8 protein-coding genes are annotated in these 15,331 nt (G+C 70.4%); all 8 read left to right on the plus strand.

Annotation, left to right across the window (positions count from 1 at the left end; genetic code table 11):
* The first annotated feature begins 17 nt into the window (after nucleotides 1–17).
* The 8 genes from nbrcactino_RS02090 (at nucleotide 18) to nbrcactino_RS02125 (ending at nucleotide 15,251) form a co-directional block, all read left to right on the plus strand.
* Nucleotides 18–4,133 (plus strand): non-ribosomal peptide synthetase, encoded by a 4,116-nt coding sequence (locus nbrcactino_RS02090; protein ID WP_161925859.1) that lies wholly within the window; start codon nucleotides 18–20, stop codon nucleotides 4,131–4,133.
* 7 nt (nucleotides 4,134–4,140) lie between these two features.
* Nucleotides 4,141–6,030: an IucA/IucC family protein gene (locus nbrcactino_RS02095; protein ID WP_161925860.1), complete on the plus strand. Its 1,890-nt coding sequence runs from the start codon at nucleotides 4,141–4,143 to the stop codon at nucleotides 6,028–6,030.
* On the plus strand, nucleotides 6,027–8,306 hold the full coding sequence (locus nbrcactino_RS02100; RefSeq protein ID WP_161925861.1) for a penicillin acylase family protein: 2,280 nt from the start codon (nucleotides 6,027–6,029) through the stop codon (nucleotides 8,304–8,306). Before nbrcactino_RS02095 ends, nbrcactino_RS02100 begins: the two co-directional genes overlap by 4 nt.
* 227 nt (nucleotides 8,307–8,533) lie before the next feature.
* Entirely contained in the window at nucleotides 8,534–9,829 is a 1,296-nt protein-coding gene (locus tag nbrcactino_RS02105; protein WP_161925862.1) for an amino acid adenylation domain-containing protein, read from the plus strand.
* A 53-nt stretch (nucleotides 9,830–9,882) separates the two neighbouring features.
* Complete coding sequence (locus nbrcactino_RS02110; protein WP_161925863.1) at nucleotides 9,883–11,409, plus strand: pyridoxal phosphate-dependent decarboxylase family protein; 1,527 nt, start codon at nucleotides 9,883–9,885, stop codon at nucleotides 11,407–11,409.
* The gene (locus nbrcactino_RS02115; RefSeq protein WP_161925864.1) at nucleotides 11,402–12,724 is read left to right on the plus strand and encodes a lysine N(6)-hydroxylase/L-ornithine N(5)-oxygenase family protein; all 1,323 of its coding nucleotides are present in this window, start codon (nucleotides 11,402–11,404) and stop codon (nucleotides 12,722–12,724) included. The genes nbrcactino_RS02110 and nbrcactino_RS02115 overlap by 8 nt, the downstream gene beginning before the upstream one ends.
* Entirely contained in the window at nucleotides 12,724–14,052 is a 1,329-nt protein-coding gene (locus tag nbrcactino_RS02120) for a salicylate synthase (RefSeq protein WP_161925865.1), read from the plus strand. The genes nbrcactino_RS02115 and nbrcactino_RS02120 overlap by 1 nt, the downstream gene beginning before the upstream one ends.
* The gene (locus nbrcactino_RS02125) at nucleotides 14,052–15,251 is read left to right on the plus strand and encodes an acyl-CoA dehydrogenase family protein (RefSeq protein ID WP_161925866.1); all 1,200 of its coding nucleotides are present in this window, start codon (nucleotides 14,052–14,054) and stop codon (nucleotides 15,249–15,251) included. The genes nbrcactino_RS02120 and nbrcactino_RS02125 overlap by 1 nt, the downstream gene beginning before the upstream one ends.
* Nucleotides 15,252–15,331: the final 80 nt, after the last annotated feature.

Raw genomic sequence — 15,331 nt, forward strand, 5'->3', positions numbered from 1 at the left:
TAAGCGAGGTATTTCTCATGTCGGTTGCCAGTTCCGAAGCCGTGACGGCGCATGACGTCCGGGCTGAGGTCGCCGCGATGCTGGGCGTGGCGCCCGAATCGCTGGCGCAGGACAGCGACCTGGTGATGCACGGCCTGGACTCGCTGCGGATGATGCGGTTGGCCGGCCAGTGGCGCAAGCGCGGCCATGACGTCGACTTCGCACGGCTGGCCGAGCAGCCCCGGCTCGACGCGTGGGCGGATCTGCTCGGCGTCGCCGGGGCGGGGGAGTCGGAGCCGATCGACGACGTCGACGATCCGGCCGCCGCCGACACCGACTCCGAGGCTTTCCCGCTCGCGCCGATGCAGCACGCGTACTGGGTGGGGCGTTCGGACAGCCATGCGCTCGGCGGCGTCGCCGCCCACCTCTACATCGAGTTCGACGGCGAGGCCGTGGACAGCGACCGGTTCAGCCGGGCGGTCGAAGCGCTGGCGCAACGCCACCCGATGCTGCGGGCCCGTGTGCTGCCCGACGGCACGCAGGTGATCGGCGACGCGCACCCGCAGATCTGCGAGATCCGCGACCTGCGCCAGGCGACCGTCGAGGAGATCGACACCGCGTTGACCGCCTACCGCGACGGCAACACCCACCGGATGCTGCCGGTCGAGGACGGCGGAATGTTCCGGGCCGAACTGACCCTGCTGCCCGGCGGCCGCAGCCGGATGCACCTCGACGTCGACATGCTCGCCGCCGATGCGATGAGCTACCGCGTCCTCGTCGACGATCTTTCCCGCCTCTACCGCGGTGAGGAACTCGCCCCCATCACCAGCACCTATCGCGAGCTGAGTGCCACGCGCACCTCCCGCCCGGCCCGCGAGGCCGACATCGAGTGGTGGCGCGAGCGCATCGTCGATCTGCCCGGAGCGCCGGAACTCCCGGCAGCCGGGGCCGAGCAGAAAGGGACCGGCGAGGGCCACGGGGCCCGGACCGTGCGGCTGCACCACCGCATCGGCGCCGATGATTGGCAGCGCCTCGAGGCGCACGCGCGCAGCCGCGGGGTGACCCCGGCCGCCGCGGTCGCGGCAGCCTTCGCCGAGGCGATCGGCACCCACTCCGCGACGCCGCGCTTCCTGCTCACTGTGCCGATGTTCGACCGCGACAGCGCCGATCCGCGGGGCGAGCACCCCGACCTCGAGAACGTCGTCGGCGACTTCACGTCGTCGATCCTGATCCCTGTCGACCTGACCGAGACGGCCACGCTCGCGCAGCGGGCGGGGCAACTGCGCCAGGAGATGCACGAGGCCGCCGCACACGGCTCCTTCGGCGGGCTCGACGTGCTGCGCGAACTGAGCCGCCACCACGGCGAGCCGGTCGTGTCGCCGATCGTCTTCACCAGCGCGCTCGGACTCGGCGAACTCTTCTCCGCCTCCGTGGCGCAAGAATTCGGGGCGCCGTCGTGGATCGTCTCGCAGGGCCCGCAGGTGCTGCTGGACGCGCAGGTGACCGAAGTCAGTGAGCCGGGTGCCGGCCGCGGCCTGCTGCTCAACTGGGATGTCCGGGTGTCGGAACTGCCGCGCGGCGTGGCCGAGGCGATGTTCGCCTACTACGTGCGGGTCCTCGACCAGCTCGTCGCCGGTGAGTGGGATGCGCCGGCCCCCGATCCGGTCGACGCGGCGACCCGCGCCGAGCGCCTGGCCGTCGAACAACCGCTGCCGGCCACCGACGTCTTCGACGGCACCCTGCACGGGCACTACCTGGCCCGGGCCGGGGCCCGCGCCGACGCCCCGGCCGTCATCACCGACGACCGCACCTGGACCCACGCCGAACTCGCCGACGAGGCCTACCGCGTCGCCGGTGCCCTCGCCAAGGCCGGCGTGACGCGCGGGGACACCGTCATCGTCAACCTCCCCAAGAGCGGCGCCCAGGTCGTCGCCGCACTCGGCGTCCTCATCGCCGGTGGTGCGTACGTCCCGATCGCCCCGACCCAACCGGCCGCCCGCCGCGAGCGGATCATCAGCGTCGCCGAGCCGAAGGCCGTGCTGACCGACCGTCCCGGTGAGTGGTCCGGGACCGATGCCGCCGTCCTCGACCTCGCCGAGGCGGTCCGCCACGACCCGGCCGAGCAGGTCGCGGTCACCGGTGACGACCTCGCCTACGTGCTGTTCACCTCCGGCTCGACCGGGCTGCCCAAGGGTGTCGAGCTGCCGCACCGCGCGGCCGTCGCGACCCTCACCGACCTCGTCGACCGGCTCCGGTTGGGCGAGCAGGACCGCAGCCTCATGGTGTCCTCGTTGGAGTTCGACCTGTCGGTCTTCGACGTGTTCGCGCTGCTGTCGGTCGGCGGCGCGGTCGTGGTGCCCGGGGACGACGCCGCGACCAAGGTCGACGATTGGGTCCGGCTCCTGGGCGAGCACCGAGTCACCGTGCTCAACTGCGTGCCGTCGATCCTCGGCATGATCCTCGACCTGGGCCCGCTCGCGCCAAGCGTGCGCGAAGTCATCATGGGCGGCGACAAGGTCGACGTCTCGCTGCTGCGCCGCGTCGCCGAGCACTCCCCGCACTGTCGGGTGGCCGGGTTGGGCGGCACCACCGAGACCGCCATCCACTCCACCTACTGTGCCGCCGACGACTTGCCTGACGGCGCGACCTTCGTGCCCTACGGCGTCCCGCTCGCCGGGGTGCGCTGCCGCGTCGTCGACGAGCGCGGCCGGGATCGGCCCGACCGGGTTCCCGGCGAACTGTGGATCGGCGGTGCCGGTGTCGCGGCCGGCTACCGGGGCGATTCCGAGCGGACCGCCGACCGGTTCGTCGACTACGACGGCCAGCGCTGGTACCGCACCGGAGACATGCTGCGCTACCTGCCCGGCGGCTTCCTGGACTTCCTCGGCCGCGCCGACCACCTGGTCAAGGTGCGCGGCTACCGCATCGAACTCGGCGAGGTCGAGGCGGCGCTGCTGCGCCAGTCGACGGTGGCCGGGGCGGTGGCCTGGTCCGACGGACGCGACCTGCGCAGCGCCGTGGCGTTGCAGCCCACCGCCGATGCGGTGACCGGCGACGACCTGCGCGCGGCGCTCGCGGTGGACCTGCCCGAGCACATGATTCCCCGGTCGATCGTCGTCTTGGACGAACTGCCGCTGACCGGCAACGGGAAGTACGACCGCAAGAAGGTCGCCGAGCTGGCCGCCCCCGACGACGCGGCCGGAACCACCGCGCCGCGCACCCCGGTTGAAGAGGTCCTCGTCGACGTCCTCGCCGACGTGTTGGGCGCCGGATCGGCCGGTATCGCGGTCGGCGCCATCGGGGTCCACGACGACTTCCTCGCGTTGGGCGGCGACTCGGTCACCGCGACCCGGTTCGTGGCCCAGATCCGCGAGTGGTTGGGCGTGCCGGCGCTGTCGGTGGCCGATGTGTTCACCCGGCGCACCGTCGCCGACCTGGCGCAGCGCGTGGTCGAGTTGGGCGGCGCCGACGCCGAACTGGCCGCCGCCGACTACCTCGAGGTGATGGCGCTGTCCGACGACGAAGTGGCCGCCGAACTCGATGCTGACACCGAACCCGTTCTGGCCGAACGACTTTCGTCCATCACCATGGACCCGGACGTCCACACGCCGATCATCCACGAGTGGCTGACGCACCCGAAGTCCAAGTACTGGGAGATGCTCACCGCCACGCCGGAGCAGGTCGCGGCGATGATCCGCGACGCCGCCACCGGTGAGCCCTACGGCATGCGTCTGGGGTTGGTGGAGACCGTGCCGCAGTTCCTGTTCGAGCTGTACGACCCGACCGTCAGCGAGCTGGCCGACCCGACGACGGGCTATGTCCACGCCGACGGCGACATCGGTATGCACCTGCTGGTCGCGCCGACCGACGCACCGATCTCCGGGTTCACCGGCGAGGTGATGCTGTACATCATGCGCACCGCCTTCCTCGAGTTGGGCGCCCGGCGCGTCGTCGTCGAGCCCGATGTGCGCAACGGCCACGTCCAGCGGCTCAACGCCGCGGTCGGATTCACCGTTGCCGGCGATTACCCGGTGGGCAACAAGACCGCCCGGCTGAGCTACTGCACGCGCGAGGATTTCGTCCGACTCACCGACAACGGCGCCCGATTGGCCGATCTCGACGATGACGCGCCGGCCGACGAGACGATGGCCTGATCGCCCGATGACGACTCCGATGAATGCCGACGTCGAGCAGGTCCGCGAGGCCTGGGAGGACTACCGCCTGCGGCTGGCCCGCAAGATCCTGGCCGAACTGTGCCACGAACAGGTCCTCGCCCCGACCGTCACCGTCGACCACGGCGACGGGATCCGCGGCTACGCGGTGCGCTCCGACGACGGGAAGACCGAATACACCTTCGACGCCGAGATCCTGGCCCTCGACTCGTGGTGCCTCGACGAGGCGAGCCTGCGGCGCAGCGTCGACGGGGCCGGCTTTCCGATCGATCCGGTCGCCCTCGTCGTCGATTTCGCGTCGACGCTGGGCCTGCGGGTCGACGACGGTGACCGCATTGATCCCGGCGACGACCTTTCCTCCTACCTCGAGGAACTGATCAACACCCTGGCGCTCGGGGCCGCGCGGCCCGCGTCGTCGCGGGTACCGGCCGCCGAACTGGTGAACGGCGCCGCCGATCCGGTGACCGCCTTCCAGGCGATCGAGGCGGCGATGACCGAGGGGCACCCGTGTTTCATCGCCAACGCCGGTCGGATCGGGTTCAGCGTCGACGACTTGGCGCGCTATGCGCCCGAGTTCGGGTCGCGGATGCGACTGACCTGGCTCGCGGTCTGGGCCGACGATGTGGCCTTCTCGTCGATGGCCGATCTCGACTATGACTCGCTCATCGAGGGCGAACTCGGCGCCGACCAGCGCGCGCGCTTCGACCGGATCCTCGTCGAGCAGGGCCTCGACCCGGCCGACTACCGGTACCTGCCCGCCCACCCCTGGCAGTGGGCCAACCAGGCGGCGCGCCTCTACGCGTCGGAGATCGCCTCGCGCCGAATCGTCGAACTCGGTGAATCCGACGACGAGTACCAGCCGCAGCAGTCGATCCGCACCCTGTTCAACCGCACCGACCCGACGCGCAACTACACCAAGGTGTCGCTGTCGATCACCAACATGGGCTTCACCCGCGGCATGTCGGCGGACTACATGAGCACCACCCCGCTCATCAACGACTGGGTCCGCAGCCGCATCGGCGACGACGAGTACCTGCGCGAGATCGGTTTCGAGGTCCTCTACGAGGTCGCGGCGATCGGCTACCGGAACCCCTCGTTCAACACGGCCACCGAGCCCGGCTCGGAGTACCGCAAACTGCTCGCCGCCCTCTGGCGGGAGTCGCCGGTGCGCCTGATGCGCGACGGTGAGGAACTCGCCACCATGGCGTCGCTGCTGCATGTCGACCACGCCGGCGCGCCTCTCGTTGGCGCCCTCATCGAGCGCTCCGGCCTGGCGCCCCGCGAGTGGCTGCGCCGCTACCTCGACGCCTATCTCCACCCGATCACCTACCTGCTCTTCGCGCACGAGCTCAAGTTCTCCCCGCACGGCGAGAATCTGATCCTCGCGATGAAAGACGGTGTGCCGCAACGGGTCATCCTCAAGGACATCGGCGAGGAGGTGTTCATCCTCGGCGAGAGCGAGGACCTGCCGCCCGAATGCGCCCGGGCCCGGTCCACCGAGTCGGACGAGGCCCGCAACCTCGGCATCCTCTCCGACGTCTTCGACGACTTCTTCCGCCCGTTGGCCGCGCTGCTGCACGGCCACGGCCTTATCGCCGACGACGACTTCTGGTGGGAGGTGGCCGCGAGCGTGAACGCCCTGCAGGCGCAACACCCCGAGTTGGCCGACCGGTTCGCCCGGTGGAACCTGTTCGCGCCGGCCTTCGGCGCCATCCATCTCAACCAGCTGCAGCTGCGCAACCGGCGCCGGATGGCCGACCACGAGATCCCCTATTCGTCGATGGTCGCCGCCGGTCACGAGCTGGCCAACCCGATCGCGGGCCGCTTCGCCACCGCGACCCGAGACGAACTCCCCGCGACGACGGCAGGTGCCCGATGAACACGACCGACTACGAGCACGAGACGGTGCGCGACGAGTGGGGCATCCCGCACGTCTGGGCGTCGACGCCGACGGGAGTGCTGTTCGGCCAGGGCCGGACGTGTGCCCAGGACCGCGCCTGGCAGATCGAATACCTGCGGTTGCGCGCCGAAGGCCGGACCGCCGAGGCGTTCGGGCCGATCGCCGTCGAATGGGATCGCTTCGCCCGTCGTTCCGGCATGGACCGGTCGGCGCGCTCGGTCTACGAGCGGTCCTCGCAGCGGACGCGCACCCTGCTCGACGCCTATGTCGCCGGCGTGAACAGCGCACTGGATTCGGCCACCGCCCCCGAACTCGAGGAGCTCGACCACCGGCCCCAGCCGTGGCAGCCGTGGACGCCGATCAGCGTCTTCCTCATGCACCACATTCTGTTCGGCCGGTTCACCACCAAACTGTGGCGCATCCAGGCCGCCCGGGCCTTCGGTCGGGACGGCCTCACCTTCTTCGACATGGAGGGCGGCGACCTGTCCGCCGATCTGCCGGACCTGCCCGACGAGGACTTCCTCGCCGAACTCCTCGCCGACCTGGCCCCGGCGGGCCCATCGGATCCGGGACCGGCCGGCCCGGTGGGTGATGCACTGTCGGGCAGCAACGCGTGGGGCGTTACCGCCGCCCGCACCTCGACCGGTTCCGCGTTGATCGCCGGCGACCCGCACCGCTTCCTCGAACTCCCGGGCATCTACCTGCAGTACCAGTTGGGCTGCCCCGAGTTCGACGTCGTCGGCTTCGCTTTTGCCGGCGTCCCGGGCCTGCCGCACTTCGCCCATGCCGAGTCGGTGGCCTGGGCGATCACCAACGCGATGGGCGACTACCAGGACGTCTACCGCGAGCGGCTGACCCGCGACGGCGACCGCGTTGTGGCCGCCACCCCCGACGGGCCCGCTGCGGCCCAGGCGTGGACCGAGTCCATCGCGGTTCGCGGCGGGGCGGACGCGCAGGTCGAGATCGTCGTGACCGACAACGGGCCGGTCATCCTCGGCGGGCCGGAGGAGGGTTACGCGCTGAGCCTGCGCAGCCCGATGTTGGCCGACGCTGAAGGATTCGGGTTCGACGCGGTGCTCGACCTGCTGTTCGCCGGATCGATCGCCGACGTCGAGGAGGCCTTCGACTCGTGGTCGGAGCCGGTGAACCGGGTCGTCATCGCCGATACCTCGGGTGCGGTGCACGAGCAGGTCGTCGGCGCCATGCCGCGCCGGGCCTCGGAGAACTACTGGTTGCCCGTACCCGGGTGGGACGACCGCTACCGATGGGCCGGCTATCACACCGCCTCGGTCGCCGATGAGGGCTTCGACGGCGCCGTCGAGGACATCGCGGTCATCGCCAACCAGCGCATCGCCGACTGCCCGCCGCTGCAACCGGTCACCACCGAGGCGGTCGGGTCGGGGCGCGCGGACCGGATCGGCGAGCTCCTCGGCACCAACGAGCAGGTGTCGGTCGAGGACTGCACCGCCATCCACGCCGACACCCGTCTCGACGAGGCAGCCGCGCTGCTGGAGCGTCTCGCACCGCTGACCGGATTGTCCGGCGCCGCGGACCGCGTGCGGTCGCGGCTGCTGGCCTGGGACCGGGAGATGGCCGCCGACAGCACCGACGCCTACCTCTACGCCGCGCTGCGCACCCAGGTGGTCCGGCTGGTCGCCGCCGACCCCGCGCTGGCGGGACTCTTTGTGCCGCACGGCTTCTCGCCCGTGTTTGACCCGTGGTTCGTCCCCCATCCGCGAATCGCCGCCGCACTCGGCGGGATCCTCGAGCGGGTGGCCGGCCTCGGCGTCGACGTGAGCGCGATTGTCGCGGCCGGACTGACCGCGGTCGCCGAGGCGACCGACGGCGGTGACTCGGCCACGACGTGGGGCGAGCACCACCGTTTCGCCCCGATCCACGGCTTCGACCTGCTGGGCGCCTCGCCGCTGCACCCGGAGCTCTCGGCGCGGGTCCGCCCCGATCGGGCCCCGCTCGGTGGCGACGCGGAGTGCGTCTTCGCCAACGCCAGCGCCGTCGGCGCCGACGACCAGTGCCGCGTCGGGTCGGCTGCCCGCTACGTGTGGGATCTGGCCGAGCGTGATCGTGGCCGCTGGATCGTGCCGATGGGCGTCGACGGCGATCCGGGCGCGGCGCACTTCCAAGACCAGCTCCCGCTGTGGGCGCGCGGCGAAACCATCCCCATCGTCAGCGACTGGACCGTGCTGCGCGATCAGGCCGCCGAGCAGATCGCCGCCGGAACCGGAGGAACCCGATGACCGACACCCGTGCCGCTCGCCAGGAGCTGCTGCGCCGCCGGATGGCCCAGCGCAAGTCGCCGAGTGGGCCCTCAAATCCGTCGACTGGGCCCTCAATCTCGTCGAGTGGGCCCTCAAATCCGCCGAGTGGGCCCTCAAATCCGTCGACTGGGCCCTCAATCTCGTCGAGTGGGCCCTCAAATCCGCCGACTGGGCCCTTCGGTGCCCTCGGCATTGCCGAGCGACGCATGTGGCGCATCCACCAGCTGGATCCGGATTCGGTCTCGCACAACATCACCCTGCTGCTGAGCGTCGCCGGGACGACCGCCGAACGGGTCATCGCCGGCATTGAGAGCACCATCGCCAACGCCGCGGTCCTTGGCTCGACGATCACCCTCGACGACGACGAGCAGCCGCGCCGCGAACCCGCCAAGGCCATCGGGCGCTGGGCCGAGCCGGGTGGGCTTTGGACTCTGGGCAAGGGGCCGATCGGCGACGGCATCACCCCGGAGCGGACCGCCGCTGCGCTCGCCCGCACCCCGTTCGACCTTACGCGCGAAGTGCCGCTGCGCGCCCGGGTCTTCGCCGCGGGTTCCGACGGCCGTGTGCCCGTCGTGCTGAGCTTCCACCACCTGGCCGTCGACGACACGTCCTGGCCGCTGCTGCTCGGTTCGATCCTGGCCGGCGGGTGGACCGGCGATCCCGACGCGGCGCCGTCGACCGCCCCCGAGCCGACCAGTGCGCAACTGGCCGTCGACTACGCGCGGACCACGTGGGCCGCCGACGACGTGCGGTTCCCGCTCTCGGGTGAACTCCCCGCGACGACCGCCGAGCAGAGCTGGCTCGCCCCGTTGGACGAGGCGCCGGGACAGCAACTGCGCACCGACCTCGACCCCGACGACCTGGTGGCGTTCACCGCCTTCGCGCCGTCCGTCGGCGGAACCGGCAATGCGGCGCTCGTCGGGCTGATCGCCCTCACGGTCACCGCGCTCACCGGCGCCACCGACCACGTTCTCGTCGTCCCCGCCGACAACCGGCAACCGGGCCAGACCCCGGACCGAGTCGGCTACTGCGGCAACATCATTCCGATCCGATTCACCTTCGACCCGTCCGACACCGTCGACGCGGCGATGCGTGCGGCGCTGGCCTCGATCTATGCATCGATGTCCCACGCCGACGTCGACTTCGGCACCATCCTCACCGCGTTGCGCACCAGCGGTGGACGGTTCCCGGTCGTCGAGATCCTCGGCTCGGTCCGAAACTCGCCCATGCGTGGAATCCCGGTTCCCGACGGTGTGTCCGTCGAGTATCGCTCGATCTCCAGCGGCATCGCGCCTTACCCGTTGACCCTCGCCATCGAGGTAGCCGACGAGGTAAGCGCGCATCTCGAAGTCGACTTCCAACTCGGCACCGGCGAAATCATCGCCGACCGTGCCGCCGAGGTCGTCGCAACCCTGTTGCACCGGATCCCGACCGCCGCCAACCAACCGTTGGCCGCGCTGCTCGATTCCGTCAAGGCAACACCGACGGGCGCGAGCCGGTGAGTGCTCCGTCCAACCCCGCCCCCCGAACAGTGATGAGGCAGCGCGTGACAGACATGACCGATCGTCCCCCAACCCGGTTCTCGCGGCCCGGCCACGGCTGGCAGCAGGTCGGACAGCAGTTGATGAGTGCGGCCTCGACCGTCGCCGGGCGTGCACCGCGCGCTCCGCTTCCGGTCGGCGCTCCCGACGAGGTGCTGGCCCAGGTGGCCGCCGAACTCGGCCCGCAGGATCTTCCCGCCGCCGGCATCGGCGAGCAGGCGGCACTGAATCGGATGGCCCAGATCGTGCACGAGTACGGGCTGAATCTGACCCACGAGCTGTGCGCCGCGCACCTGCAGCCGCCGCCCCTGTCGGTCGCGGTCGCCGCCGACGCCCTCGCCAGCGCGACGAACGCCTCGCTGGACACGTACGACTCGGGTCCGGCGACACTGGCCATCGAGGAGTGGACGGTCCAGGCGCTGGCCCGGTTGGCCGGACTCCCGGCCACCTCCGGGGGCGTCTTCGGTCCCGGCGGTTCCTACTCCAACCTGTTGGCGATGCTCATCGCCCGCGACCAGGCCGGCGCCAAGCGGGGGATCGACATCCGCCACGACGGTGTCGTCGCCCTGGGCGACCCGGTGGTCCTGTGCAGTCGCGTGGCGCACTTTTCCGTCCAACGCGCCTGTGCCGCTTTGGGTTTGGGCGAGTCCGCGGTCGTCACCGTCGACTGCGACGACGAGCACCGCATGGTGCCCTCGGCCTTGTCGGCCGTGCTGGACTCCCTTGAGGAGGCTGGGCGCACCCCGATCGCCGTCGTCGCCACCGCGGGTACGACCGACTTCGGCACCGTCGATCCGCTGCCGCTGATCGCCGACATCGCCTACGAGCGCGGGCTGTGGCTGCACGTCGACGCCGCCTACGGCTTCGGCGCCCTGTTCTCCGACCGGTTCGCCGGTCTGCTCAGCGGTATCGACCGGGCCGACTCCATCACCCTCGACCTGCACAAGGTCGGATGGCAGCCGGCCGCGGCGAGTCTGCTGTTGCTCGCGGACACCGAGAGCTTCTCCTCGCTGGACCGCTCGGTGGCCTACCTCAACCCCGAGGACGATCTCGAAGCCGGCTTCGGCGGGCAGCTCGGCCTGACGTTGCAGACCACGCGCCGCCCGGACGTGCTCAAGGTTGCGACGACGCTGATGGCCTACGGCCGCAACGGCCTCGGCGAGATGCTCGAGAGCTGCCACGAGCTCGCCCTGCACGCGCAGAGCCGGGTCGCGTCGGAGCCGCAGTTCGAGCTCGTCTCGGAGGCGACGCTGACCACCGTGGTCTTCCGCTACCTGTGCGACGAGCTCGACATCGACCAGGTCAACGCCGAAGTGCGACGCCGGCTCATCAGCTCGGGTACCGCGCTGATCGGCCGCACCCAGGTCCGCATCGCCGCCGACGGCGAGCCGCGCACCTGCCTCAAACTGACCCTGCTCAACCCGGAGACCACCGCCGACGACATCGAGCGGCTCTTCGACGAGATCGTGCGGGTCGCGTTGGAAGTCGAATCCGAGGGACTGGCGCCCGCGGCACTGAATGTAGGAGTTGCCCATGACTGAGAACACCACCGCGAAACAGGTGGAGGTGCTGGCGATCGGGTGCGGCCCGTTCAACCTGGGCCTCGCCGCGCTCGCTTCCACCGTCGACGACGCCGATGTTCTCGTCGTCGACTCCTCCGACCGGTTCGCCTGGCATCCGGGACTCATGTTCGACGACGCGAAGCTGCAGGTCAGCTTCCTGTCGGACCTGGTCTCGCTGGTCGACCCGACCCACCCGCTGTCGTTTCTGGCCTACCTCGCCGACGTCGACCGCCTCTATCCGTTCCTGGTCCGCGAAGACTGGTTCCCGACGCGCCGCGAGTACGAGGCCTACCTCCTGTGGGTCATCGACCGGGTGCCCGGACTGCGGTGGGGCACCACCGTCGAGTCGGTGCGCTGGGATGAGCAGGCGGATCACTTCGAGGTCGACCTCACCGGTGCCGACGGACCGTCGACGGTCATCGCGCGCCACGTCGTCGTCGGCATCGGTACCGAGCCGTTCATCCCGGACGCGGTGTCGGCGGACTCACCGTCGTTGATCCACAGCGCCGACTACCTGTTCCGCCGCGACGAGGTCCGGGCCGCGGAGTCGGTGACGGTCATCGGGTCGGGCCAGTCCGGTGCCGAGATCGTTGCGGACCTGCTCGAGGCCAACCTCGAGGGTGGCCCGGCGGTCCGCTGGTGGACGCGCACCCCGTGGTTCGCGCCGCTGGACTTCACCAAGTTGTCGTTGGAGATGACCACCCCGGCCTACATGGAGTACTTCCACGGGCTGCCCGAGGCGACGCGCGACGAGGTCCGCAAGGGTCACTGGCAGTTCCACAAGGGTGTCTCCACCGACACGCTCGCCCGTCTGCACGACCTGCTGTACCGGCGCGAGTTGCTCGGCAAACTGCCGACCGTGCAGTTGCGCAACGGCGTGGAGATCGAGGGCATCGAAGCGATTTCCGACGGCGGGCTGCGGGTGCGCGGCCGCCACGTTGACACCGGAAACCTGTTGTCGCACAACACCGATGTGGTGATCGCCGCCACCGGCTACACCGAGCGCAAGCCGGGCTTCCTGGCCCCCGTCGACGAGCGGCTACACCGCGACTCGCTCGGTCGGCTGGTGATCGAGGCCAACCACTCGGTGGCCGCCGACGGGGCGCTGGCAAACCGCCTGTTCGTGGCCAACGCCGAGCACCACGCCTACGGCGTCTCGGCGCCCAACCTCGACATCGGGGCCGTGCGCAACGCCAAGATCCTCAACACCGTGCTGGGCCGCGAGGAATACCGCCTGCAGCGGCAGACCGCGTTCACCAGCTTCGGCGTCGGCGACGACCTGATCGAGGAATGATGGCCACCACCACGACACTGGTGCGCGAACCGGAGATCTGCGCGACCTGGGCGCGCGCCGGAATCGCCGACGACCACGTCGTCTACGAGGGCGCCGACGAGTGGGTGTTCGCCGGCGGGATCCGCCACGAGATCGTGCTGACCGCCGCCGACGTGCGGATCACCACCCGCGGTGTCGACGGTGAGACGTCGACGCGCACGGCACCGTACTCGGTGCGACCGGCGCAGGCCCTGGAGGCGGCGCTGGCCGAACTCGACCTGGACGAATGGCGGGCCTACGGCTGGGTCGGCTTCGACTTCTGCGCCGACTTCCTCGGGGCAGCGGACCACCTGGCCGCCGACGACGTGCTCGCGCACCTCGTCGTGCCGCAGTTCGAGGCCTTCGTCTCCGGCGAGAACGGAATCCGGTTCGTCGGCGCCGACGAGCAGACGCAGGCGCGAATGCTGGAGCTGGCCGCGCGGCCGATCACCGTCGACGACGGTGCCCGTCGTCCGCTGCCGGTGACCGAGGATCCGACCGACTACCGCGGCCGGGTCGCCACGGCCATCGAGGAGATCCGGGCCGGGCGCTACGAGAAGGTCATCCTCTCCCGCGAGGTGACCGTCCCGTTCCCCGTCGACATCCCCGCCACCTACCTGGCCGGCCGGTTGGCCAATACGCCGGTCCGCTCCTTCCTGTTCCGATTGGGCGGGCTGCAGGCCGCCGGGTTCTCCCCGGAGTTGGTCGGTTCGGTTGATGCCGACGGTCGGGTGACGGCCGAACCGCTGGCCGGAACCCGCGCCTGCGGGATCTCGCCGGAAGCCGACGCGGCGGCCCGCGCCGAATTGCAGAATGACGCGAAAGAAGTTGCCGAACACGCGATTTCGGTTCGCACCTCGTATTCCGAGGTCGCCCAGGTGGCGGTGCCGGGGACGACGGCGGTTACCGATTTCATGACCGTGCGCGCACGCGGCAGTGTTCAGCACCTGGGGTCGACGGTGGTCGGCGAGCTGGCGCAGCCGCACTCGGCCTGGGATGCGTTGGAGGTGTTGTTCCCGGCGGTGACCGCCTCTGGAATCCCCAAGGCCCCGGCGGCCGACGCGATCTACCGGTTGGAGGCGACCCGTCGGGGCGTGTACTCCGGAGCGGTGGTCGCGGTCTCGTCGACGGGGTTGTTGGAGGCCGCGCTCGTCTTGCGCTCGGTCTACCGCGACGGCGAGCGGAGCTGGCTGCGCGCCGGCGCCGGTGTTGTCGGCCAGAGCACCCCGGAGCGCGAATTCATTGAAACCTGCGAGAAGTTGGGCAGTGTCGCGCCCCACCTCGTTGTCGATATCAAAGAGGAGAACTGATGAGTGCCGGATTGAGTGAGGCCCGTACTTTCACCGAGCCGCTGCCGCTGGAGCAGTACCGCGAGCTTCTCGACCAGGTCTTCGACGACGAGGTCGCCGCCCTGGTACAGGAGGCCGAGCGCACCGAGCTGTTCCCGCGCGCGCTGCTGGAGAAGCTCGGCGCCGCCGGCGTGTTCCGCGCCAAGTGGGCCGGGGCGACCAAACCGGACGTCGCGAAGCTCTTCGAACTCGGCTACCGTCTGGGCGCCACCGCTTCGACCGGCGTCGGCGTCGGCGTGAGCCTGCACGACTCGGGGATCGCCACGCTGCGCCGTTTCGGTAAGAGCGACTACCTCAAGGCGGTCGCCGAGCGTGCCATCGACGGTACCGAGATCCTGTGCATCGGCGCCTCCGAGGAGTCCGGCGGGTCTGACCTGCAGATCGTCGGGACAGAGGTCAGCGCGGAAACCTCCGGCGGCGCAGCCGGATACCGGGTGCGCGGGCGCAAGAAGTTCTGCTCCCTCTCGCCGATTGCCGGGCACATGATCGCCGTCGCCCGCAGCGTCGACGACGGCAGCACCCACGGCAACAACGTGGTCGTCGCGGTGCCGATGGACTCGCCCGGCGTCGTCGTCGGCGATCGCTACCGCAAACTGTCGGCCGGTCCATTGGACACCGCGCCGGTCGAGATCGACGCCTGGGTTCCCGAGGAGGCGCTCATCGCCCGGCCGGGTACTGGTCTCGCGGTGATCAGCTGGGGTCTGGCGCACGAGCGTCTCTCGGTGGCGGCGCAGGTCGCGTCGGCTTGCGACCTGATCCTCGGAATCACGTTGGCGCGCATGATGGATCGCGAGCAGTTCGGCAAGCGGCTCTACGACCACCAGGCGCTGCGCCTGCGCGTCGCCGACCTGCAGGCCCGCGTGGACACGCTGCGGTTCGCCCTCGACGGCATCGCCGCCGCGGGTCCGATGAACCTGCGTACCGCCGCGGCCATCAAGGTGACCTCGGTCCGACTGGCCGAGGAGGTGGCCGGCGAATGCCTGCACATCTTCGGCGGATCGGGCTTCCTCTACGACGAGACGCCGGTCGGCCGCTGGTGGCGCGACATCAAGCTCGGTCGTGTCGGCGGCGGTACCGACGAGGTCCTGTGGGAGCTTGTCGCGGCCGCGATGAAGCCGAATACCGAGGCCTACCAGAACCTTTCGTCCTACGTGGTCTGAGGACTGCGCGGTCTGAGGGCTGCGTGGTCTGAGGGCTGCGTGGTCTGAGGTCGGCGTGGTCTGAGGTCGACGACGCTTTC

It is taken from the genome of Gordonia crocea (assembly GCF_009932435.1).
Taxonomy (GTDB): Bacteria; Actinomycetota; Actinomycetes; order Mycobacteriales; family Mycobacteriaceae; genus Gordonia; species Gordonia crocea.

Bases quoted from the DNA above. Each gene is read 5' to 3' on its own strand.
- nbrcactino_RS02090 (WP_161925859.1), top strand. From the start codon at position 18: ATGTCGGTTGCCAGTTCCGAAGCCGTGACGGCGCATGACGTCCGGGCT.
- nbrcactino_RS02095 (WP_161925860.1), top strand. From the start codon at position 4,141: ATGACGACTCCGATGAATGCCGACGTCGAGCAGGTCCGCGAGGCCTGG.
- nbrcactino_RS02100 (WP_161925861.1), top strand. From the start codon at position 6,027: ATGAACACGACCGACTACGAGCACGAGACGGTGCGCGACGAGTGGGGC.
- nbrcactino_RS02105 (WP_161925862.1), top strand. From the start codon at position 8,534: ATGTGGCGCATCCACCAGCTGGATCCGGATTCGGTCTCGCACAACATC.
- nbrcactino_RS02110 (WP_161925863.1), top strand. From the start codon at position 9,883: ATGACCGATCGTCCCCCAACCCGGTTCTCGCGGCCCGGCCACGGCTGG.
- nbrcactino_RS02115 (WP_161925864.1), top strand. From the start codon at position 11,402: ATGACTGAGAACACCACCGCGAAACAGGTGGAGGTGCTGGCGATCGGG.
- nbrcactino_RS02120 (WP_161925865.1), top strand. From the start codon at position 12,724: ATGGCCACCACCACGACACTGGTGCGCGAACCGGAGATCTGCGCGACC.
- nbrcactino_RS02125 (WP_161925866.1), top strand. From the start codon at position 14,052: ATGAGTGCCGGATTGAGTGAGGCCCGTACTTTCACCGAGCCGCTGCCG.